This window comes from Caballeronia sp. ATUFL_F2_KS9A, assembly GCF_023630765.1.
In the GTDB taxonomy this organism is placed as follows: domain Bacteria; phylum Pseudomonadota; class Gammaproteobacteria; order Burkholderiales; family Burkholderiaceae; genus Caballeronia; species Caballeronia zhejiangensis.
In genome coordinates this window covers 134,346-156,667 of sequence record NZ_JALQEK010000041.1, presented here as the reverse complement: position 1 = coordinate 156,667, position 22,322 = coordinate 134,346, and the positions used below count along the sequence as shown (strand labels likewise).

Below are 22,322 nucleotides of genomic sequence, written 5' to 3'. Positions count from 1 at the left end.
GCCTCAGAAGAGAAACCACGCCTCGGCGTCTTTCGCGAGCGGCGAGGCTGCGGTGCGTTCGGGCAGCGCGTGGAGATGCGCGCGTGCATGCTGAAGTGCATCGGAGAAACCGCGCAGTGTCTGCGTCGTCGGCCGGTCGTCGAGGCGGCGGCGTTGCACGGCCTGCGCGACGTTCCGGTGTATCAGCGCCGTCTGCGCATCGATATAGGCGATGCACGCGCGCGCGAGCGCCGTCGATAACGTGCCGATACCCATGAGCGCCGGCACGCTCGCAATGGTGCGATAACCGTCGGAAGGAAGCATCGCGAGCGCGCGGCGCGGATCGGCGAAGTCGCGTCTCAGGACATCGAACAACGGCGCGGCCCATAGCTCGCGCTCGATGCCTAGCGCGTGCCGTCTGCGTTGCACGGCCGCCTTGGCCTCTTCATCCACGATCTCGCCAGCCCTGAGGAGCAACGCACCCGGATGCTCGCCCGGGCGGATGCATTGCGCGCCGATCCATCCCGCGCCATGCGAGCGCTGCGCAAGCACCGCATGTTGCAGGTGATCGGGCACGAGCGGGTCGAGCGGCACCGCGATGCACTGATCCGGCTTGCCCTTTGCATGAAGGCCGCACAACCCGTCATGCGCAAGCGCGGGACAGCGGCCGAGCGACGGGTAATCGAGCGCAAGCGTCGTGATGGTGATGGCACTGGCCTCATCGACGGGAAACGCGTGCAGTGGCGTGTCTGCGCCTCGCGGCATGCGTCCGAGCGCGATGCAGCCGACGAATACGTCGCGGTGTTCGAACAGTTCGCGTAGCGACATCGCCGGCGGACTGTTGCAGCATTTGCCGCACGCGGTGCAGTCGAACGAGTAGCTATTCACCAAGGCCGGCGCACGGAATCCTGATACTGCGTGAGGATGAAATGCGCGACGTCGTCGGAATGAAAGACACGAACGAGTCGCCCGACCCAGGCGGCCTTCGCGTCGCGCGTACGCACGGCGAGAACATGCTGATAAGGCGAGCGCGCATCTTCGATGCCGATGCTGTCGCGGCCCGGCTTCAGCTTGTTGCGCGCGGCGTCGTCGGCGTTCATCGCGACGAAGCTCGCCGTGTCGAGCGCTTCGTAGAGCTTCGCACGTTCCACCCGGCGGATCTTCAGACCGAAGCGATTGCCGGCGATATCCCCGAGCGTCGGATGAAGGCCCGCGCCGTCCTTCAGCGTGATGAGCGCATAGTTCTGCAGGAGGATCAATGCGCGCGCGGTGCCGGCGGCATCGGCCGGAACGGCGACGGTCGCGCCGCGCGGCAAGTAGGCGATCGATGCGAGCTTGCGCGAGTAGAGCGCCATCGGCAAGGTCACGGTCGCGGCGACGCTTTCGATCGCGTAGCCGTTGCGCGCGCTGCGGGCGGCGAGGCTGGCTTCGTCCTCGAAACTGGCGGCATCGATGGTACCGTTTGCGAGCGCGGCGTCGATGCGCGCGGCATCGTCGAAAGTCACGACGGCGAGCGGCAAGCCCTGCTTCGCGGCGACTTCACGCACATGCGCGACGATCGTCGCTTCCTCGCCCGGCATCACGCCGATGCGAACCGTCTGCTCCGCGGCATGCGCTGTCGTCACGAAGGAGGCTGCCAGAACCGCCCCCGCGAAAACGAATCGCGCGCGCATCAGCCGTCCCTCAGCACGGTGCGAAAGCCGATATGCGACGCGGGCAAATCCGCTTCTTGCTGCTCGCGCGACGACGCCCGGTAGCGCACGCAATAATCCTGCGCGCACAGGAACGAGCCGCCCTTGATGACCACGGCCGTGTCGTGCTTGCGCGCTGGGATCACCGCCGCCGTGTCGCCGTTCGAATGCGGCTGACGCGGACCGGTGTAAGGATCCTTCGTCCATTCCCATGCGTTGCCGATCATGTCGTACAGCCTGAAATCGTTCGCCGCATAGCAACCGACCGGCGCCAAACCCGCATGGCCGTCTTCGGCGGAGTCGAGCACGGGAAACACGCCTTGCCAGTAATTCGCCGATGGCTTGCCGCGCGCATCGCGCGGAGCGGCGTCGAGCTGCGCGCCTTCCCGCCCGGCCTTGCCCGCGTATTCCCACTCGGCCTCGCTCGGCAGATCGCGGCCGAGCCAGTGCGCGTAGGCGAGGGCGTCGGCGAGCGTCACGATCGTCACCGGACGATTTTCGTGCCCTTTCCATGTGCTCGACGATCCCGTGGGATGCTTCCACGACGCACCTTTCACCCACGACCACCACGCGAGATCGCGTGCGTTCATTTCTTCGCGCGTCGGGACATGGAACACGACAGCGCCGCCCTGACGCTCGGCTTCGGTCACATAGCCCGTCGCGTCGACGAAAGCGGCGAACTGCGCGTTGGTTACATCGGTCTGGTCGATCCAGAAGGCTCCGACCTTCGTCTTGCCATCGCCCACCGGGCGCTCGTCGTCATAACCCAGTGTGCTGCCGAAGACGAATTCGCCGCCGCGCAGGTGCACCATGCCCGCGCGCGGATCGTCGCGCCACTTGGCGGGAATGCCCGAATAGCGTTCGCATTGCTGCTCGGAGCCGAGCGGCGCCAGCGTGCGCGCGAGATTGCGCGGATCGAAGCCGTGCTCCGCGTTCACGGCGAGCGCCCCGCCGAAGCCCGCGCCGAACAACGCGAGCGTCACGGCGCCGGCGCCTGCAACGGATGTCCATCGACGACTCATCGCGCGCTCAGTAGTAGCCGCGCGGCCGCAGCGGTTCGACGCCGCCCACCGTGCTCATGTAGCTGTTCCACTGCTGCACGAGACTGTCGATGACCGACGGATTCTGCGCCGATACGTCGTTGTTCTCGCCGCGATCGGCCTGCAGGTCGAAGAGCTGCCAGTGACCGTCGGCGGGACCGGTCGGCGGCTCGGTCCAAAGCGCCTTCCAGCGGCCATCGGAGCTGCGCAGATAGCCGCGTCCATAGGCTTCGTCACCGAACGCGGCGGTGTGCACTTCCGCGGTGCCGTCGCCCTTGAGAATCGGGAGCAGCGACTGTCCGGTGACCGGATAGACGTAGCGGTTGTTATAGACCACCTTGCCCTTGTTCGAATCGACGCCCGTAAGCGTATTGATCGAAGCCGGCGCGGGCTGCGTCGGCGGCGTGATCTGTGCGACGGCGAGGAAGGTCGCGGTGTTGTCGGTGACGTGCGTGAAGGCGCGCAAGGTGGGCAACTGCGCCGTCTGTCCGGGCAAATGTGCGATGAGCGGTGTCGATACGCCGCCTTCGCCCGCGTAGCCCTTGGTGAGGCGGAACGGCGTCGCGCTGACTTCGGCCCAGCGCAGGCCGTATTGCAGACGCCGCGCGTTCTGCTGACCGTTGTCGGTGCCGAGCGTCGAATAGATCGCATCGGATGCGTTCGCGGTATCGGTCGCGGTCGGATCCGCGCCCGAGTCGATCGGCCAGCCTTCCGCGCCGTTATCGGACTGAAACAGGATGAACGTGTTGTCGTATTCGCCGATGTCTTTCAGATGCTGGATCAGCAGGCCGATGTTGTGATCGAGATTCTCGACCATGCCGGCATAGATTTCCATGTAGCGCGCTTGCGCCTTCTTCTCGGCGGCGGACAGGCTGTTCCACGACTTGTTGACCGTGCCGGGACCATAGTCGCTGTAGCCTTGCGCGGCGTTGTGCACGGCGCTGATGTATTTCGCGTTCGCGGTGCCATTGTTCGCCGTGGCGGGCGACGAGGTCAGCGTTTCCGGCGCGCCCTGATACGGATTGAAATCGGCGGGAATGATGCCGAGCGCCTTCTGCCGGGCAATCCGCGCATTGCGGATGACGTCGTAACCTGCGTCGTACTTGCCCGCATAGTTGTGCAAGTAAGGCTCGGGCACCTGCAAAGGCCAGTGCGGCGACGTGTAGGCTGCGTAGGCGAAGAAGGGCTTGCCGTCGCCCTTGTTCGAATCGATGTAGGAGATCAAGCGCTGCGTATAGAAGTCGGTCGAATAGAAGACGCTCGGACTGCCGCCTGCGCCGCCTGGCTGGCCGGGCTGTCCCGGCTGAACGTATTGACCGTCTTCCGTGTAGTTTTTCGAGCCTGCGGGTTCGTGCGCGAAGTGATTCGTCGCGGCGCCGCCGAGCAGCGCATAGCTATGCTCGAAGCCCCACTGATCCGGCGTTTGCCCGCCGCCTGTGGTGCTGCCTACGATTCCCGAGCCGATGTGCCACTTGCCCGCCATGTACGTGTGATAACCGCCATCCTTCAGCAACTGCGCGACCGAGAGCGCCCGGTCGTTCAGATAGCCTTCGTATCCCGGCAGGCCCTTGCGTTCGTCGGTCGGCGTGCCCATCGTGCCTTCGCCGACGAGATGGTGGTCGGTGCCTGAGATCAGCATGGCGCGCGTGATCGCGCAGACCGTGCCGGTGTGATGGTTCGTGAGGATGCGGCCCGATGCGACGAGCGCATCGAGATTCGGCGTGTTGATTTCGCCGCCGAACGCGTGGATATCCGAGTAGCCGAGATCGTCGGCCATGATGTACAGGATGTTCGGCCGTTTGGCGGCGGCGACCGGCGCGGTCGTCGGCGAGCTGTCGCTGGAAGAGCCGCACGATGCCAGCGCGAAGAGGCTGGCGACGGCGAGCGCAACGGCGGCGCGGCGGGTAGCGATCGAGCGGTGCAAGGTCATTGTCGTTATGGCGGTCCGTTGAAAGCGAGCGGCGATCTTAGCAACCGGCTCAAGGCCGCCAAAGATCGATTTCTGCTTTGCTTGTCGCCTTCAGAGATTTGAAAGAACCGCGATTGCGCGTCGCGCGAATGCGCTCGGCGACGCTCGAAGCACGAGGCTTCGAGCGTGTCTTCCGGATGCGCCCGATTCGTGTAAGCGCGTAGGGAAACGGTGTGAGCGCAGCGTATCGAGGGTGTCGTTCCGCGCTTTCGCCGCGGGATTTTCACCGGTTCGATGCGGTTCTTCGCAGCTCAGAAGCGCACGCGCACGCCGCCGAACGCCGCCACTTGCCGGTTCGTCGACGACGGCGTGCCCGCGTCGGCGATAGCCGCGATCTTCTGATAGCCGTTGCCGACGCGCGTCGAGGCATCGCCCGCCGCGAGCTGATAGACGCCGGAGAGATAGAGGTCCGTGCGCTTCGACAATACATAGTCGACGCCGAGCGTGAGCTGATGCCAGCGCGGCTTGAGTGTCGCGCCGCCGGTGCCGGGCAGACTGTTGGCGCGGCCATCGGTGAAGGTGTACACGCCGATCAGCGTCGTCGCCGGCGTAATGTTGTAGCGGCCGTTCACATCGTAGTTGTTGAACTTGCGCGACGAGCCATCGTTGTAGTCGAGCTGCGTGTGGCTCCATGCGAAGCCGACTGTCGCGACCGATCCGATCGCATAGTTGCCGCCCGCGACCGCCACTTGCTGCCGCGCGACGCCGCCGTTCAGGCCATAGAAGAAGGCGCCGCTGTAGTCGTCGCCGGACGTGGTCGATGCACCGCCGACCGCGCCGCTCGTGTTCGACGCGACATTCGGATGATCGAGCAGCAAATAGCCCGCGCCGAGTTGCAACGGCCCGCTGGCGTAGCTCGCCGATACGCCCCAAGCGCGGTTGTTGCCGAAGCCCGCGCCCGCGCCGTTGCTCGCCTGATTGCTGAACCCGTAGAGCGCATCGACAGTCACGCCCGCGAAGGTATCGCTCTTGAACTTCACGGCATTGTTGATGCGGAAGGTCTGATTCAGATTGTCGTTATCGCCGACGTGCGTGGCGGGCGACCAGAATCCCGGCCCCGCGAAGAGCGCAACGAGATCCGTGTTCGGATCGTACTGACGCCCGAGCGTCAGCGTGCCGATGCCCGTCTTCGCCACGCCCACATAAGCTTGCCGCCCGAATTCGCGTCCGCCTTGAGCGAGTGTGCCGTCGTTGACGCGATAGCCGCTCTCGAGCGTGAACAGCGCCTTGTAGCCGCCGCCCAGATCTTCGACGCCTTTGAGGCCCCAGCGGCTGCCGTTGAGCTTGCCGCTCGTCGCCTGCACGTTGGATGCGCCGCGCTGATTGTTCGTATAGGCGAGGCCGGCGTCGATGATCCCGTACAAGGTGACGGAACTCTGTGCCTGAACGATGCCCGGAAGGGCGGCCAGTAAGCCAGCGGCGCCGGCGAGTGCGACTCGTTTCATTCGCTTCCTTAGGTATTAACCATGAGTTCGAGGAAGCCGGATACTACGGTCGTGCTTACCGAAGTCCAACAAAGGATTTTTCGTTTGTAATGGTCGGAGCGTCTGATTTGGATTCCGGATTACATCGGAGAAGCGATGCAGAAATCGCGAGCAGGCGCGCAACGAACGCTTCGCGCCGCGCGAGGCCGGTCATATCGATATGAGGCTTCGTTGGTTAGCGCGCCGGCCGTTGCTGCATAACATGAGCGGCTGCGCGTGATGTCACGCATTCATACCGACAGGAGCACCATGAGCGCCGACGAAAGACTCGACCGTCTGATCGACCCCGAACGCACTTCGAGCAACCCGAAGGCGAACTATCGCAATGCCACCCGCTGGGGCGATCTCGTGTTCGTGTCGGGCAAGTCGGCGGGCGCCGCCATCGACGGTAAGCCGTCCAAAGGCAGGCTGGGTGACACGCTCACGCTCGAAGACGGCGTTTCGTTCGCACGCGAGGCGGCACTGGAACTGCTGCTCGTGCTGCGCGATGAACTCGGCTCGCTCGAACGCGTGAAGCAGGTGCTCGACGTGCAGGGCTTCGTGAACGCCGACGCCGCCTTCGAAGACCACGCGAAGGTGCTCGACGGCGCATCGGATCTGCTGGTCGAGGTTCTGGGCGATGCCGGCGTGCACGCGCGCTCGGTGTTCGGCGCCGTGTCGTTGCGCGGCGGGCAGCCGGTGATCCTGCGCGCCGTCGTCGGCGTGAGCGACTCATGATGTCATCGCATTCGCAGGAGCGCGTTAGACGATGGCGCTTAAGCAACCCTTGTCATTTGCATAGTCGCAATCGCGATTGGGCATCCCGAAACCGCGACCTATAATCGGGCGCCCGACTGCCTGTCTTCTCTGCCCGACTCATCGAGCATGCCGAAAATCCCGCGTTTCTCATCGTTTTCCGCCACACGGCCCGGCGATCCCGCGAAGCCGGAGCAACACGCTCCCGCGTCGCCGCGACGCCGGATGCTGGGCGGCCTCGCGCTGTCGGCAGTCGTGGCGCCTCACGCGAATGCGGCGTCCGGACTCTTGCAGCCGCTCAGCGTCGAGCCGTGGACGCGCATGCCTGGCGCGCCGATTCTCGATCATCCCTATGGCCTGCCATCCCCGCGCGAATCCGAGGTCGTGCGTCGCGCGGCGCGTGCGTGGCCGGTGCCGGGAGCGGCTTCGTCGCTGACGCCGCTCGCCGATCTGCACGGCGCGATCACACCGAACGGGCTTGTCTACGAACGCCATCACGCCGGCGTGCCGGATATCGACCCGGACCAGCACCGGCTCGTGATTCATGGCCTCGTGCGCGAGCCGAAGCTCTTCACGATGGACGATTTGCTGCGGCTGCCTTCCGAGTCGCGCGTGCACTTTCTCGAATGTTCGGGCAACACCGCGAGCGAATGGAAAGGGCCGAGCGGGCTGCCCGTTCAGCTCACGCACGGGCTTCTGTCGTGCTGCGAGTGGACCGGCGTGCGGCTTTCGACGTTGATCGAGGCGGCCGGCGGGCTCGCTGCGAACGACGGCCACGCGCCGCGCTGGATTCTCGCGGAGGGCGCCGATGCAGCCGCGATGACGCGCAGCCTGCCGCTCGATCGCGTGCTGGATCGCGCGTTCGTCGTGTATGCGCAGAACGGCGAGCGGCTGCGGCCGGAGAACGGCTATCCGCTGCGGCTTCTGGTCCCCGGCTTCGAAGGCAACACCAACGTGAAGTGGCTGCGCAGGCTGAAGTTCGTCGACGCGCCGCTCGAAACGCGAGAGGAAACGTCGAAATACACGAACTTGCTGGCCGATGGTCGCGCGCGCCAGTTCGTGTTCGAGATGGATGCGAAATCGGTCATCACGCGGCCATCGCCCGGGCACAAGTTGACGACTCACGGTTACTACCCGATCGTGGGGCTCGCCTGGTCGGGACGCGGTGCGATCCGTCAGGTCGAAGTATCCGTCGATGGTGGCCGCTCATGGCAAGCGGCGCGGCTCGATGGCACGCCCGGCGATCGCGCGCTCACGCGCTTTCATGCGGGATGGGTGTGGAACGGTGAACCGGCCACGATCCTCTCGCGGGCAACGGATTCGACCGGATACATCCAGCCGACGCGCGAGGCGCTCGTCGCCGCGCGCGGGCTGAACTCGAACTACCACTACAACGGCATTCAGCAATGGCGCGTCGACGCCGATGGCAGCGTGAAAAATGCATAGGGAATCAACTCGACAACTTCGCGCCGTGCGCCCGCTGATCGTGGGTCTGACGGCGCTGTGTCTTACCGCCTGCTCGGGGCCGTGGCGGGACGGGCGCGCGTCGCAGGCCGGGTTGGACGATGCAACGCATCGCGCGGCTGTCGGCACGATCGGCACGATCGGCACGCCCGTGAGCGCGGCGGACATCGCCGCGTGGAACATCGATGTCGCGCCTGACGGTCGCGGCCTGCCCGCGGGCAGCGGCGACGTGGTGACCGGTGCGCGGATCTTCGCGGCCAAGTGCGCCTCGTGTCACGGCGCGAAAGGCGAGGGCGTGCTGGGCGACCGGCTGATCGGCGGGCGTGGCACGCTCGCGAGCGAGAAGCCGGTGCGCACGGTCGGAAGCTACTGGCCATACGCGACGACACTCTTCGATTACATTCGCCGCGCGATGCCCTATAACGCGCCGCAATCGCTGAGTGCGGACGAGGTGTATGCCGTGAGCGCGTGGATCCTGAATCAGAACGGCATCGTTCCCGACGACGCCCGCCTCGATGCGCATTCGCTTGCCGCCATCCGCATGCCGAATCGCGATGGATTCGTTCCGGACCCGCGACCGGGACGCCTTTGACATGCATAGCATGACGTAATGACGAATCGATGCGGCCGGTGATTTGCAAACGTAAAAGGATTGGTTGGCCATGCGTTCGTCGGCCCCTAGCATGAAGCGGTTCGGGCAATGTTGCCTGAATTTGCCGCGAGGACTCGCTCCATGCAATACAAAGGTTATGAGGTTGCACCCTCCGCTCAGGCCATGCCGAGCGGCTTGTATGCGGCCAACCTGACGATCGAACATCGCCGGCACGCGCACGGTGCAAGCTTCACTTTCGATGCGCTCGATTACTTCTTCGAGCGCGATCATGCGATCGCCTATGCGGCACGCTGGGCGCGGCTGTGGATCGATCAGCGCAGCGCGCGCAAGAAGCGCGGATAACGTCGACGAAGCATCGGATAGCCGCATGAGCTGTCGGTCCGGAAGGCGCCCGCGATCCGTCTTTCGTCATGCGCGCCGCAGATTTGGTTAGCAGATCCAATTCGTTCCAATCTCCGCGCGGGATGGTTACGCTGTGGCGGCTCTCAACCACGCATGACGCCGACCATGACCCAACGCGATCTACTCATTCTGCTGGAACCGGGCTTCACCGATCCGAAGCGCCCGGGCGAAGTGTTCATCTGCCCGGACGGTGCGCCGATCGAAGGTCTGCTCGCAAGCGATCCGGCGCGCAACGCGCGCCTCGATATCCGCCGCGTGCCCTTCGAGCGTCCCCGCAAGGCCGCGGTCGAAGCACTGAGCGAGGCGCATCAAAGTCTGCCGGTGCTGGTGCTGGGCGATGCGTACCCCGCGCCGTCCGACGCGCAAACCGTCGGCGAGAAACGCTTCGTCACCGATACGCGCCGCATTCTCGCGTTGCTCGCCGAGCGCCACGGTTTTCCCAAAGTGCATGACTGATCCGGCAAACGAGACTATTCGCTCATGCCCCGACCTATACATCTGAATCTCTTCGTTCACGGACGCGGCCATCATGAAGCAGGCTGGCGTCATTCCGGCGCGACGCGCCAGGCGCTGACCGATATCGACTATTTTCGCGATCTCGCCGTCAGGGCCGAGCAAAGCCTGTTCGATTCCGTGTTTTTCGCCGATGCCCTCGCGCTCGGCGATGGCGCGCAATTCGTCGCGTCCGGCGCGCTCGAACCGATCACCACGCTCGCGGCGCTTTCGCAGGCGACTTCGCGCATCGGGCTGATCGCGACGGCATCGACCACGTACACCGAGCCGTTCAATCTCGCGCGTCAGTTCGCTTCGCTGGATTACATTTCGCGCGGGCGCATCGGCTGGAACATCGTGACCTCGTGGGTCGGCGGCGCGGGGCCGAACTTCGGCTACGAGCAGCAGATCGAGCATGCGGAGCGCTACGCACGCGCGCACGAGTTCCTCGAAGTCGTCACGCAACTGTGGGATAGCTGGGCCGATGACGCCATCATCGATGACGCGTCGAGCGGACGCTTTCTCGATCCGGCGCGCGTGCGCAAGATCGGCTATCGCGGGAAGTTTCATCGCGTGGCGGGGCCGCTGAATCTGCCGCGCCCGCCACAGGGGCATCCGGTGCTGGTGCAGGCGGGCTCGTCGGCGACGGGCAAGGCGTTCGCCGCGCGCCATGCGGAAGCCGTTTTCACCGCGCATCTGACGAAGCAATCCGCGATCGACTTTTATGCCGAGCTCAAGGCGGGCGCGAGGGCCGCGGGCCGCTCGGAGCAGGACATCGTGATCCTGCCGGGCATCAGCGCGGCGATCGGTTCGACCGAAGCCGAAGCCAGCGCTCTGCTCGACGAACTCGACTCGATCACCGATGTCAGCGTGGGACTCGGCCGCCTGTCGAACCGCTTCGGCGGCTACGATTTCTCGACGCTGCCGCTCGATCAGCCGCTGTCCGTCGATGACTTTCCGGACCCGTCGACGGTGCAGGCCGCGCAAAGCCGCGCGGCAGTCATCACGCAACTGGTGGCGCGCGAGCGTCCGACCTTGCGCAGCCTGTTGAGGAAGCTCGCGGCGGCGCGCGGGCATTTCACGCTGTCCGGCACGCCCGAACAGATTGCAGATGTCATTGCCGACTGGACCGAAAGCCGTGCCGCCGATGGCTTCAACGTGATGCCGCCCGTACTGCCCGCGCAGCTCGAGCACTTCACCGAGCATGTCGTGCCGATTCTGCAAAGGCGCGGCCTGTTCCGGCGCGAGTACGAAGCCGCCACGCTGCGCGGTCACTACGGTCTCGCACGTCCCGCCAATCCTTATTTCAAGTCTTGATGCCGATCCGATTCCTGAAATCCATCATCGCCGCCGGTTGCTTCGCCGCCGCGTTTGCCGCGCACGCTGACGAGGGCTATCCCGCGCAGATCAACATCGGAATCCAGAAGGGCGACGGTCTCGTCGCGCTGCGGGCATCGGGCAAGCTGGAGCAGGCTTTCGCTTCGCATCACGTCAAGGTTTCGTGGCACGAGTTCGTGTATGGCGCGCCGCTCGTCGAAGCCATCAATGCGGGCGACGTCGATGTAGGCACGGTCGGCTCGACGCCGCCGATCATGGCGCAGGCGGGCGCGGCGCCATCGGTCGTGTATGTGGCGTATGCGCCGAGACTCGTCAAAAGCTATGCGATCGTCGTGCCGAAGGATTCGCCCGTGAAGGACCTGCGCGATCTGAAGGGCAGAAAGATCGCCTTCGCCAAGGGCTCGCAAGGGCACCTGTTCGTGCTGAAGGCGATGCAGGATGCCCACATGGACCCGAACGCCGCGCAGTTCACGTACCTGTCCTATGGCGATGCGCGCTCGGCGTTCGAGCGCGGCTTCATCGATGCGTGGGCCGTGCCCGATCCGCGTTACGCGGACACCGAACTGACCACCGGCGCGCGGACCATTCTCACCATCGGGGATCTGTCGGTGCCGCAATACGGCTTCTATATCGCGACGCGCGACTTCGCGCAAAAGTATCCCGCCGCGCTGCGTCTGCTGTTCGATCAGCTTGCACGTCAGACGAACGACAGCCTCGCGCATCCGCAGGATACGGCGCGCTTTCTGTCCGCCAATACGGGCGTGCCGCTCGCCGTATGGAACCGGGCGATCTCGCGCCTGGAGTGGGGCGCGAGCTATCCGATTCCCGACGACGTCCTTAGCGCGCAGCAGGACTCGGCGAATCTGGCTTTCGATACGAAGGTGATTCCGCGCCGCATCGATGTGCGCCAGGCGGTGTTGCAGATCAGGTAAGCATCGACGCGCGCTACGCAAGCCTTATCCGTTTAGCGCCGCTTTTCATATGCTTCGTCGAATTCGTTCGTGGCGTCGTTCGCGTCGCCCGTACAAGATGGAGAGTTATCCCTTTCTGTGGAGCTTTCCATGAGCGGCGATGCCCCGCGCCAACTGCATCTGAACATCAACGCGCTTCATTCCGGATTCGTGCCGTCGGCATGGCGTCTGCCGGATTCGGATCCGAACGTATTTCTCGACGTGAGCCACTATGTGCGCCTGGCGCAGCTGGCGGAACGCGCGTGTCTCGATGCAATCTTTCTCGCCGATAGCGCCGCGATCTCCGATCAGCTCGACATGCGCCCCATCACGGCGCTCGAACCGACAATGCTCCTCACGAGCATTGCAGCCGCGACCACGCATCTTGGGCTGATCGCGACGGCATCGACGAGTTACAACGAGCCGTATAACATCGCACGCCGATTCGCGACGCTCGATCTGATCAGCGGCGGGCGCGCGGGCTGGAACATCGTGACGACCGCGGACCTGCCGTCTGCGCGCAACTTCGGTCACGACACGGTCCCCGACCATGCAACGCGCTATGCACGCGCGGACGAGTTCGCGGCGCTCGTCAAGACGCTGTGGAATAGCTGGGATGACGACGCATTCATCGCGGACAAATCGAGCGGGCGCTTCGTCGATCTCGACAAGGTGCATCCGGCCGATCATCGTGGGCGATTCTTCAGCGTGCGCGGCGCGCTGAATCTGCCGCGCTCGGCACAGGGTCATCCGGTTCTGGTGCAGGCGGGCGCATCGGGCGACGGACGCGAGCTTGCCGCGCGTCACGCGGAAGCGGTGTTTTCGGCCTCGCAATCGTTCGATGAATCGCGTGCATATCGCGAAGATCTCAACGCGCGCGCGGCGCGTTACGGACGCGGCGCGAACGCGGTGAAAGTGCTCGCGGGACTGACGACGATCATCGGTTCGACGGAAAGCGAGGCGCTGCGACGCCGTGACGAACTCGTCGATCTGATTCCGGTGCAGTACAGCCTGAACCGCATCGCTGGCACGCTCGGCGTGCCCGTCGATTCGCTTTCGCTCGACAGGCGTTTGCCCGACGACTTGCCGCTGCCCAATGGCGGCAACGGCAATCACACGTTCTTCAACGCGACGCTCGCGCAGGCGCGCACGCATGGCTACACGGTGCGCGAGCTCATCCGTGCGCTGGCGGGCGGCGGCGGACATCGCGTGATCGTCGGCACGCCCGAGCAAGTCGCGGATGACATCGAGCACTGGTTCAGGAACGGCGCCGCCGACGGCTTCAATCTGATGCCCGACGTGCTGCCCGATGGTCTCGAAGCCTTCACGGAAGGCGTCGTGCCGATACTTCAGCGGCGCGGCATTTTCCGTCGCGCGTATGAGGGCAAGACCTTGCGCAGCCATCTGGGGTTGTCGGTGCCCGAGGGCGCGGTGCTCGACATGCATTAGGCGGGAGGTGGGGGAGCGGTGCGCGTGGCGTAGCGATCGCCTCTAGCGCGTGCAACAGTTGTTCGGGCATCCGGGACCGAACGTGATTTCCACCCGCTGCCCACCCGGCTCGGAAAACCTTCGTGGCTCACGCACGGTATAAACGCGCCCAGTTACCCACAAATGCGAACTTTGTAAGCCGAACTGCTGCATGGCGCTCCACACCTTTTGGGCACGCTGCTCTGCCAGCTTCCTCGGCATAACCTCGATTGTTTCCGCGAGGCCGACCACTTGAATAACGTCCGCGTATTCAAACTTTCGCATTTCTGCGGACCATGCCGAGAGCCGTGCCAATTCCTTGACACTGAGCGACGCAGAATTTCGCGCGAAGAGAACATCGATATTTTCTCCACGTTGATTCTGTGGGCCATCACAGGCCAGTGCTGAACCGAACCACGTGAGCAAGAGCGCCGGAATCAGGAGCTTAATTTTCAGAAAAGACACAGTACCCCGCCACGCTGTCAGCATTCACTATTGCAAGATCCGGATGCGCCTGCCCCATTCCTTTAGCCTGAAAGTTATCGTGTACTGAGGGTCGCCCGTTGCCATCGTGTCGAGAAAATGAGTCGCCTCATGAATGATAGTTGATGCCTGCGAGTCACCTGTGCCGCTCCACGGCCGCATCGTGCAAAAGTTCAGATCGATTGCCATTGTGTGCGTGGCGGTATCCGGGGCGCATACGTGCGCCGCAACGCCATCCGTGCGTGAGTTCGGAAGGCAGCCTGTTGCATGGTCTGCTTCGCTCCCACTTCGCACTACGTTTTCGGGCCCGAAGCCGCGCACTACCTCAAGGACTTTCGTGAGTCCATCTCGAAGCCGCCTATGAGTGGCCTCGTCGTTGCGGCCGAACCATCGCCATACACGAGCCTTTTCGCTGGCGCTCCAGACATCTAACGCAGCCAGGCGCATTTCAATCTTCTGAACTGCTTCGTCCTGCGCCGCAGCGAACATCTTTCTGAATTCCGCATTCGTCATATTCGGGCAAATGCGCTCCGTGTTGACATACACATCCACGGACGAACCCTCGACCGTGTTAGTCATCGACGAATGAACTTCGAAGAACTCCTTTGCCATTACTTCACATCCTCCACCGCGACCGTCACACGCTCGGCCGCATTGGTCCTGATGCGTTGCGTCCTGCCGGCTGCGTCGGTCACGCCCTCGATGAGCGTTCCGCTTTCGCCAATCAGGCGATACGCCACGTTAGAGAGTGGCTTGCCGTTCATCTTGCTGCGAAGAACGTACGCTTCATCGAACACGGACGCCAAAGGCGCGGCAGCGATGTTGTCACTTCCAGTCGCGCAATGACGGATGGCCCCGAGACTCTCGACAAGATCTTCGTACCAAGCTTCCCCCGCGAGTCTTGCGAAGATGCGCGGATGGTCCGGACAGTCGCATATGACGACATCATTTTCTAGCGCTATCTCGCTTGCACCTAACGTCATGCGGCGCGGACCGCCTTCCTTCGCGATATAGCCGGTTGTCTTGCAGACGGGACAATATGCGGCACCGTTGATAAGCGCGGCTTGATGGCCGCTCAACGTGAAAAAGGGCCCTTTGTAATCGCAAATCTCACCGTTGTTACTTAGCTTATCGCCGACCACAGCAAACCGGCGCATCATGATTGGGCCCTGCTACCTGTTTGGTTATTCTTGCTTTTTGGCATATGTTTTCAGGCTTTTGGAAAGACGCCACTCGGTTGAAGTAGTGACGTCAGCATACGAACTCGTTGGAAAAGTTCAACGGGATGCTGGTAAAAAAATCTTCGAATCTACAAACTTCAACGTATTGCTCCGTTAAGCACGCGCGTCGAGCCTTGGTAGTACGACCGGATAATGTACGAACGTCGCAACGAAGTGGCGCGGCTGTTCCGTCGGTTGAAGGGCTTTCGTCGGATTTTCTCGTGCTTCGACAAAGTCATTCTGATGTTCATCGGCTTTATCAACTTCGCCCTCATCGTGGAAACACTTCGATAGTGTGAACACGCCTCTCGGCATTGCACCCAACGTCACATGCTTTTCGCGCCGCCATGCTTTCCATATGCATAACCGTTCGTTCACGCGCGCGCGCAGCCGTTTTATCGTGATCGCCGCGGCGCGTCATATTCGGCCGTCGAACAACGAACAGAGAGGAATGGCATCACATGGCAGGCTTCAACCGACGCGATTTTCTGGTCTCATCAGGCGCGGCGCTCGCGTCCGCCGGCCTGTCTTCGCTCGCCTTCGCGCAGGAAGCGGCACCCAGGCGTGGCGGCACGCTCAACATGCTGATCAATCCCGAGCCGCCCGTGCTCGTATCGATCTTCCAGACGACGGGCCCCGCGCTCGTCGCGAGTTCGAAGGTGCTCGAAGGCCTGCTCGCCTATGACTTCGATCTGAAGCCGAAGGCGCAGCTCGCGACCGCGTGGAACGTGAGCCCGGACGGTCTCAAGTACACGTTCACGCTGCGCCAGAACGTGAAGTGGCACGACGGCGAGCCGTTCACATCGGCGGATGTGGCGTTTTCCATCGACTTGTTGAAGTCGATCCATCCGCGCGGGCGCAGCACCTTCGCCAACGTGACGCGCGTGTCGACGCCCGATGCGCGCACCGCGATCATCGAATTGTCGAAGCCCGCGCCGTATCTGCTGAAGGCGCTGTCGGCGGGCGAATCGCCGATCGTGCCGAAGCATCTCTACGCGAACGGCGATCCGCTGACGAACCCGCATAACAACGCGCCCATCGGCACCGGGCCGTTCCGCTTCAAGTCGTGGACGCGGGGCGCGAGCATCGTCTACGAGCGCAATCCGGATTACTGGGACGCGGGCAAGCCGTATATCGATTCGCTCGTGTTCAAAGTGATTCCCGATGCCGCCGCGCGCTCCGCCGCGTTCGAAACCGGCGCGCTCGATCTCGGCGGCGAGAATCCGGTGCCGCTTTCGGATCTGCCGCGTCTCACGCAATTGCCGCAGCTCGCCGTGGAAACGCGCGGTTATCGCTTTCTGGAACCGCTCTCGGAGATCGATTTCAATCTCGCGCATCCGATCCTGAAGGACGTGCGCGTGCGTCAGGCGATCGCCCATGCGATCAATCCGCAGATCGTGCAGAAGACGATCGCCTACGGTTACGCCGACATTTCTCCGACGCCGATCACGCCCGCCTCGCCGTATCACGACGGGAAGCTCGCGCCTTACGCATTCGATATCGCGAACGCGGAAAAGCTGCTCGATGCCGCGGGTTATCCGCGCAAGAACGGCGGCCCGCGCTTCCAGTTGACGCACGATTTCCTGCCTTATGGCGACATGTACCGGCGTCAGGCCGATTACGTGAAGTCGGCGCTCGCGCGTGTGGGCATCGACGTGACCGTGCGTTCGCAGGATCTGCCTTCGTTCCTCAAGCGCGTGTATGCGGACCGTCAGTTCGACTTCACGAGCATCGGCGTGAATACGTTGTTCGATCCGAGCGTGGGCGTGCAGCGTCTCTACTGGTCGAAGAACATCCGGCCCGGCGTGCCGTTCTCGAACGCGCCGCACTACAGCAATGCGGAAGTCGATACGCTGCTCGAATCGGCATCGATCGAAACGGATGAGAAGAAGCGCGTGGCGCTCTATCAGCAGTTTCAGCAGATCGTGTATCGCGACCTGCCGATCCTGAATCTCGTCGCGCCGCGCATGGTCACGCTCGCGAACCGGCGCGTGCGCAATCACACGGTGTCGGCGCAGGGGCTGGAAGGCAATCTCGCCGATGTGTGGCTGAGCGCCTGAGGACGGACGCCGATGAACCGACGCACGCGCTTCGCCGCCATCGCGCGGCGCACCGCATGGCAGGCCCTGCCGACGATGCTCGCCATCGTGGTCCTGAACTTCTTCCTGCTGAAGCTGATGCCCGGCGACGCCGCCGATGTGCTCGCGGGCGAAGCGGGCTCCGCGACCGCCGAAACGCTGCAGGCATTGCGCGCGAAGTTCGGCCTCGATCAGCCGGTGCTGCATCAGCTCGGCGCGTATCTGTCGCATCTCGCGCACGGCAGTCTCGGCTATTCGCCGCGTTACGACGCGCCCGTCATGCAGCTGATTCTGTCGCGGCTGCCGAACACCTTGCTGCTGATGGGCACGGCGCTCGCCCTTGCGATCGTCGCGGGCATCGTGCTCGGCGCGGTCATGGCGCATTGGGCGGGCAAGTGGCCGGATCGCGTGCTGTCCGTGCTCGCGCTCGTGCTGTATTCGACGCCCGGCTTCTGGATCGGCCTGCTCGCCATCGTGCTGTTCTCGGTGCATCTCGGCTGGCTGCCGAGCGGCGGCGATATCACCGTGGGCGCGTCCTTGCACGGCTTCGCGTATGCCGCCGATGTCGCGAAACATGTGCTGCTGCCGGCCGTGACGCTCGCGACTTTCTTCGTCGCCATCTACGCGCGTCTCACGCGCGCCGCGATGCTCGAAGTGAAGCGCCAGGACTTCGTGCGTACCGCGCACGCGAAGGGGCTGCATCCGCTGCGCGTCACCGTGCGTCATGTGCTGCGCAACGCGCTGATGCCGCTCACGACGATGGTCGGCATTCACTTCGGCACGCTGCTCGGCGGCGCGGCCGTCACGGAAACCGTGTTCAGTTGGCCGGGCCTCGGGCGTCTTGCGCTCGATGCCGTCATGGCGCGCGATTTCAGCGTGCTGCTCGGCGTGTTGTTGCTTTCGTCGCTGCTCGTGATCGTCGCCAACGTGACGGTCGATCTGCTGCAGGCGTGGCTCGATCCACGCATCGTCTGACTCATCGAACCTGAAAACGCATGGCTTCCGATTCCACCGAACTCGCTTCATCCGGCCACGGCTCGGCGTGGCGGCGCCAGCTCGCCGGTGCGCTGTTCGGCGCGCGGCGCGCTCAACGTGCGCCTTACGCTCGCGCCTCGCGCGGCGTGTGGCGCGCGCTGCTGCGCAATCCGTCCGCGCTCGCGGGCATCGTGCTGCTGACTGCGTTCATCGCGCTTGCGCTGAGTGCGCCGTATCTTTTTCCCGGCGATCCGCTCGATATGGTCGCCGCGCCCTTCGAATGGCCGGGCAGCGACCCGCTGTATCGCCTCGGCACCGATTCGCTCGGCCGCGATGTCGCCGCCGGCATCGCGCACGGCGCACGCGTGTCGCTGCTGATCGGCGCATCGGCGGCGGCGATCGGGCTCGTCATCGGCACGCTCGTCGGCGCGATCGGCGGCTTCTTCGGCGGCGTCATCGACGATCTTCTCGTGCGCGTCACCGAGCTGTTTCAAACCGTGCCGTCGTTTCTGCTCGTGATCGTGATCGTCGCGATAGGGCGGCCGAACGTGACGGTGATCGCGCTGGCCATCGGCATCGCTTCGTGGCCGACGGTCGCGCGTATCGTGCGCGCCGAGTTCCGCACGCTGCGTTCGTCGGACTTCGTGCTCGCCGCGCGCAGTCAGGGCTTTTCCGACGCGCGCATCATCTTCGGCGAGATCTTGCCGAACGCGCTGCCGCCGGTGATCGTGACCGCATCGGTGATGGTCGCGAGCGCGATCCTGATCGAGTCTTCGCTGTCGTTTCTGGGCATGGGCGACCCGAACGTCGTCACATGGGGCGGCATGATCGGCGCGGGGCGCGATTCGTTGCGCACCGCGTGGTATTTGACCGCCGTGCCGGGCGCGGCGATCGTGCTCGCGGTGCTCGCGCTCAATCTGCTCGGCGACGGCCTCAACGACGCACTCAACCCGCGCATGCGCGAACGTTCCTGACCCGAGACCTGTCCGTGGCGAATCTTCTTGAAGTGCGCGATCTGCGCGTGAGTTTCGGCGCGCATCGCGCGGTGCGCGGCATCGATCTGGACATAGCCGAAGGCGAGACGCTCGCGCTCGTCGGCGAGTCCGGCTGCGGCAAATCGGCGACCGCGCTGTCGCTCATGCGGCTCGTGCCGGAGCCGGGCCGCGTGACCGGCAGCGTCCGCTTCGACGGACGCGACGTGCTCGCGCTGAGCCCGCGTGAAATGCGCGATGTGCGCGGCAGCGACATCTCGATGATCTTTCAGGAGCCGATGACATCGCTCAATCCGGTGCTCACGGTCGGCGCGCAGATCGTCGAGACCTTGCGACGGCACGAAGCGCTGTCGAAGCCAGCGGCGATGAAGCGCGCCGTCGAACTGCTCGATCTCGTGCATATTCCGGAGCCGCATCGACGCGTCTTCGACTATCCGCACGAGCTGTCGGGCGGACAGCGCCAGCGCGTGATGATCGCGATGGCCGTCGCATGCCGTCCGCGTCTGCTGATCGCGGATGAACCGACCACCGCGCTCGACGTCACGATTCAGGCGCGCATTCTCGAACTGCTTGCCGAATTGCGGCGCGATCTGTCGATGTCGCTGCTGCTCATCACGCACGATCTCGGCGTCGTCGCCGAACATGCGGATCGCGTCGCCGTGATGCTCGCGGGCGAAAAGGTCGAGGAAGCGCCGGTGCGTCAACTCTTCGAGCGGCCGCGGCATGCATACACGAGCGGGCTGCTGGGCGCATCGCTGAACGTGGCAACGGAGTTGCATTACCGCGACTGGAAGCTGCCGGAGATTCGTCACGTGCAAGGCGCCGATGACAAGCCCGCGTTCAACGTGACGCCGCTTGCGCCCGTCAGCGCGCCGGAAACGCGATTCGACAACGACGCGCCGCTGCTCTCGGTGCAACATCTGACGGTCGATTATGTGCATCGGCATGGCAGGGGCGCGTTGCGCGCCGTCGACGACGTGTCGTTCGATATCGCGCGCGGCGAAACCGTGGGTCTCGTCGGCGAATCCGGCTGCGGCAAGTCGACCCTTTCGAAAGCGATCCTGCGTCTCGTGCCGGCGTCGGGTGGCGCGATCCGCCTGCGCGGCGTCGATCTGGCGCCCCTGAGCGAACGCGCGTTGCGCCCGCTGCGGGCGCAGGTGCAGATGGTGTTTCAGGACCCGTATGCGTCGCTGAATCCACGCCGCAGCGTCGGCGACATCCTCGATACGGTGATGATCGTGAACGGCATCGCGGATGCCCGCGAACGCCGCCGACGCGCAAGCGCGATGCTCGATCGCGTCGGTTTGCCGAGCGCCGCGCTTGATCGCTATCCGCACGAGTTTTCGGGCGGTCAGCGGCAGCGCATCGGCATTGCGCGCGCGCTCGTGCTCGAGCCCGCGCTGCTGATCTGCGACGAACCCGTCTCCGCGCTCGATGTGTCCATTCAGGCGCAGATACTCAATCTGCTCGTCGAGCTGAAACGCGACCTCGGGCTCGCTTATCTCTTCATCTCGCACGATCTCTCGGTGGTGCGCTATATCGCCGACCGCGTCCATGTGATGCATGGCGGGCGCATCGTCGAAAGCGGCGATCATCGCGAGATATGGCGCGCGCCGAAGCATGCGTACACGCGCACGCTGCTCGAAGCGATTCCCGGCAAACGATTCGACGCGCAGGCCGCGTAGAGCACGCATCAATACCATAGGAACGTCACGTCATATGTCGAATAAAAATCAGAAACTCGAAGCCGCGCTCGCCGCGCTGCCTGAGCTGGCACAGTCCATCGGCGAAGATGCGGCCGCGCGCGAGGCGCGCCGCGAACTGCCGTTCGATGCCTTTGCGCTGTTTCGTCGATCGGGCCTCGGGACGTTGCGCTTTCCGCTCGAATGGGGCGGACTCGGCGGCTCGCTCGAAGACGTCTTCGACGTGATCGCAACGCTTGCCGCGCACGAAAGCAACGTCGCGCACGCGTTGCGCATTCACTTCGACCAGACCGAAGCGCTGCTGCTTGCGCCGCGCACGCCGTTCAATGCATTGCAGATCAAGCGCGTGGCGGAAGGCGCGATCTTCGGCGGCGCATCGACCGAAGCGGGCACGTCGCGCCCCGGCGAAATCACGACGCAACTTCGGCGCGAAGGCGATCACTTTCGTCTGAGCGGCCGCAAGTACTACGCGACGGGCACCGCGTTCTCCGACTACGCGCGCCTGAACGTGCAGGACGAACACGGCGAGGCCGCCATAGCCGTCGTGCCGGTTCAACGCGAGGGGCTGCGCGTGCTCGACGACTGGGACGGCATGGGGCAGCGCATGACCGCGAGCGGCAGTCTCGAGTTCGACGATCTGATCGTGTACGCGGACGAAGTCACGCCGCGCGTGCAGACGACGCTCACGGGCCGTCACGGTGGCGCGCTGCGTCAGTTGCATCTGGTGGCGGTGGCGGCGGGCATCGTACGCAACGTCGTCGCGGATGCGGAGCGCTATGTGCTGAAACACGGACGCCCCGTGCTGCATAGCGCGGCGCCGTCGGCGCGCGAGGATGCGTTCATTCAGCAGGTCGTGGGCGAATTGAGCGCGAACAGTCACGCGATCGATGCGCTCGTGCGCGACAACGCGCGCGTGCTCGAACGATCGTCGCAAGCGATCCGCAACGGCGATGCCGACGCCGACGCGCTCGTGCTGGAAGGCGCGCTCGCGACGGCGCGCACGCAGATCGTCGTCAGCAAGCTCGCGTTGAGCGCGGCGGAGCGCATGTTCGAAGCGGGCGGCGCATCGGCGACGGCGCGCGCGCATAACTTCGATCGCCACTGGCGCAATCTGCGCACGATCTTCAGCCACAATCCGCTGATGCATAAGGCGCGCGTGATCGGCGATTACGCGCTCAACGGCGTGACGACGCATCTGACCGAAGGGCGCGTGTTCTGACGTCTTGCGCGGATCGCTACACGATGCC

21 protein-coding genes and 1 pseudogene are annotated in these 22,322 nt (G+C 64.3%); 14 read left to right on the top strand and 8 right to left on the bottom strand.

Translation table 11 applies throughout. The annotated features are described in order from the left end of the window. Positions 1-3: 3 nt before the first annotated feature. From NCS67_RS26635 to NCS67_RS26615, 5 genes are all read right to left on the bottom strand, one after another. Positions 4-807, bottom strand: coding sequence for a hypothetical protein (locus NCS67_RS26635; RefSeq protein WP_250437319.1), 804 nt, complete (start codon positions 805-807; stop codon positions 4-6). A 56-nt stretch (positions 808-863) separates the two neighbouring features. Beyond that, entirely contained in the window at positions 864-1,652 is a 789-nt protein-coding gene (locus NCS67_RS26630) for a MetQ/NlpA family ABC transporter substrate-binding protein (RefSeq protein WP_250437318.1), read from the bottom strand. Further along, entirely contained in the window at positions 1,652-2,692 is a 1,041-nt protein-coding gene (locus tag NCS67_RS26625; protein WP_250437316.1) for a formylglycine-generating enzyme family protein, read from the bottom strand. Before NCS67_RS26625 ends, NCS67_RS26630 begins: the two co-directional genes overlap by 1 nt. A gap of 7 nt (positions 2,693-2,699) precedes the next feature. Next, a complete protein-coding gene (locus NCS67_RS26620) occupies positions 2,700-4,640 on the bottom strand; it encodes an arylsulfatase (protein ID WP_250437314.1) in 1,941 nt (646 codons plus the stop codon). Positions 4,641-4,930: 290 nt separating this feature from the next. Continuing rightward, the gene (locus tag NCS67_RS26615; RefSeq protein WP_250437312.1) at positions 4,931-6,124 is read right to left on the bottom strand and encodes a porin; all 1,194 of its coding nucleotides are present in this window, start codon (positions 6,122-6,124) and stop codon (positions 4,931-4,933) included. Between the two features lie 288 nt (positions 6,125-6,412). On the opposite strand from NCS67_RS26615, the gene NCS67_RS26610 reads away from it, so the two are divergent. The 8 genes from NCS67_RS26610 (at position 6,413) to NCS67_RS26575 (ending at position 13,606) form a co-directional block, all read left to right on the top strand. Then, complete coding sequence (locus NCS67_RS26610; RefSeq protein ID WP_008346786.1) at positions 6,413-6,880, top strand: RidA family protein; 468 nt, start codon at positions 6,413-6,415, stop codon at positions 6,878-6,880. Between the two features lie 243 nt (positions 6,881-7,123). Next, the gene (soxC, locus tag NCS67_RS26605) at positions 7,124-8,344 is read left to right on the top strand and encodes a sulfite dehydrogenase (protein WP_250437332.1); all 1,221 of its coding nucleotides are present in this window, start codon (positions 7,124-7,126) and stop codon (positions 8,342-8,344) included. A 25-nt stretch (positions 8,345-8,369) separates the two neighbouring features. After that, on the top strand, positions 8,370-8,954 hold the full coding sequence (locus tag NCS67_RS26600) for a c-type cytochrome (protein WP_250437310.1): 585 nt from the start codon (positions 8,370-8,372) through the stop codon (positions 8,952-8,954). A 141-nt stretch (positions 8,955-9,095) separates the two neighbouring features. Continuing rightward, positions 9,096-9,317 carry a DUF6566 family protein gene (locus tag NCS67_RS26595; RefSeq protein WP_250437308.1) on the top strand — a complete coding sequence of 74 codons (222 nt, stop codon included), beginning with the start codon at positions 9,096-9,098 and terminating at the stop codon, positions 9,315-9,317. A gap of 165 nt (positions 9,318-9,482) precedes the next feature. Beyond that, the gene (locus NCS67_RS26590) at positions 9,483-9,833 is read left to right on the top strand and encodes a DUF3088 domain-containing protein (protein WP_033535827.1); all 351 of its coding nucleotides are present in this window, start codon (positions 9,483-9,485) and stop codon (positions 9,831-9,833) included. A 24-nt stretch (positions 9,834-9,857) separates the two neighbouring features. Further along, positions 9,858-11,186 (top strand): LLM class flavin-dependent oxidoreductase, encoded by a 1,329-nt coding sequence (locus NCS67_RS26585; protein ID WP_250437306.1) that lies wholly within the window; start codon positions 9,858-9,860, stop codon positions 11,184-11,186. Further along, positions 11,186-12,139 (top strand): aliphatic sulfonate ABC transporter substrate-binding protein, encoded by a 954-nt coding sequence (locus NCS67_RS26580; protein WP_250437304.1) that lies wholly within the window; start codon positions 11,186-11,188, stop codon positions 12,137-12,139. The genes NCS67_RS26585 and NCS67_RS26580 overlap by 1 nt, the downstream gene beginning before the upstream one ends. 129 nt (positions 12,140-12,268) lie before the next feature. Continuing rightward, on the top strand, positions 12,269-13,606 hold the full coding sequence (locus NCS67_RS26575) for an LLM class flavin-dependent oxidoreductase (protein ID WP_008346778.1): 1,338 nt from the start codon (positions 12,269-12,271) through the stop codon (positions 13,604-13,606). Positions 13,607-13,648: 42 nt separating this feature from the next. On the opposite strand, the gene NCS67_RS26570 is transcribed toward NCS67_RS26575, so the two are convergent. The 3 genes from NCS67_RS26570 to NCS67_RS26560 are packed head-to-tail and all read right to left on the bottom strand — an operon-like array spanning position 13,649 to position 15,267. Then, positions 13,649-14,089, bottom strand: a complete 441-nt coding sequence (locus NCS67_RS26570) for an OmpA family protein (RefSeq protein WP_250437302.1) — start codon at positions 14,087-14,089, stop codon at positions 13,649-13,651. 27 nt (positions 14,090-14,116) lie between these two features. Next, a complete protein-coding gene (locus NCS67_RS26565; protein WP_250437301.1) occupies positions 14,117-14,719 on the bottom strand; it encodes a M35 family metalloendopeptidase in 603 nt (200 codons plus the stop codon). Then, on the bottom strand, positions 14,719-15,267 hold the full coding sequence (locus NCS67_RS26560) for a PAAR domain-containing protein (RefSeq protein ID WP_175981591.1): 549 nt from the start codon (positions 15,265-15,267) through the stop codon (positions 14,719-14,721). The genes NCS67_RS26565 and NCS67_RS26560 overlap by 1 nt, the downstream gene beginning before the upstream one ends. Positions 15,268-15,432: 165 nt before the next feature. Between NCS67_RS26560 and NCS67_RS26555 the strand changes: the two are divergent. From NCS67_RS26555 to NCS67_RS26530, 6 genes and pseudogenes are all read left to right on the top strand, one after another. Then, positions 15,433-15,621 (top strand): annotated as a pseudogene (locus NCS67_RS26555) (IS5-like element ISCARN85 family transposase); the annotation flags it as partial. Between the two features lie 167 nt (positions 15,622-15,788). Beyond that, on the top strand, positions 15,789-17,387 hold the full coding sequence (locus NCS67_RS26550) for an ABC transporter substrate-binding protein (RefSeq protein ID WP_250437300.1): 1,599 nt from the start codon (positions 15,789-15,791) through the stop codon (positions 17,385-17,387). A gap of 12 nt (positions 17,388-17,399) precedes the next feature. Then, positions 17,400-18,380, top strand: coding sequence for an ABC transporter permease (locus tag NCS67_RS26545; RefSeq protein WP_250437299.1), 981 nt, complete (start codon positions 17,400-17,402; stop codon positions 18,378-18,380). 20 nt (positions 18,381-18,400) lie between these two features. Further along, positions 18,401-19,354 (top strand): ABC transporter permease, encoded by a 954-nt coding sequence (locus NCS67_RS26540; RefSeq protein WP_250437298.1) that lies wholly within the window; start codon positions 18,401-18,403, stop codon positions 19,352-19,354. A gap of 14 nt (positions 19,355-19,368) precedes the next feature. Further along, positions 19,369-21,057 (top strand): ABC transporter ATP-binding protein, encoded by a 1,689-nt coding sequence (locus NCS67_RS26535; protein ID WP_250437297.1) that lies wholly within the window; start codon positions 19,369-19,371, stop codon positions 21,055-21,057. A 34-nt stretch (positions 21,058-21,091) separates the two neighbouring features. Beyond that, complete coding sequence (locus tag NCS67_RS26530; RefSeq protein ID WP_250437296.1) at positions 21,092-22,294, top strand: acyl-CoA dehydrogenase family protein; 1,203 nt, start codon at positions 21,092-21,094, stop codon at positions 22,292-22,294. The last annotated feature ends 28 nt before the right edge of the window (positions 22,295-22,322 follow it).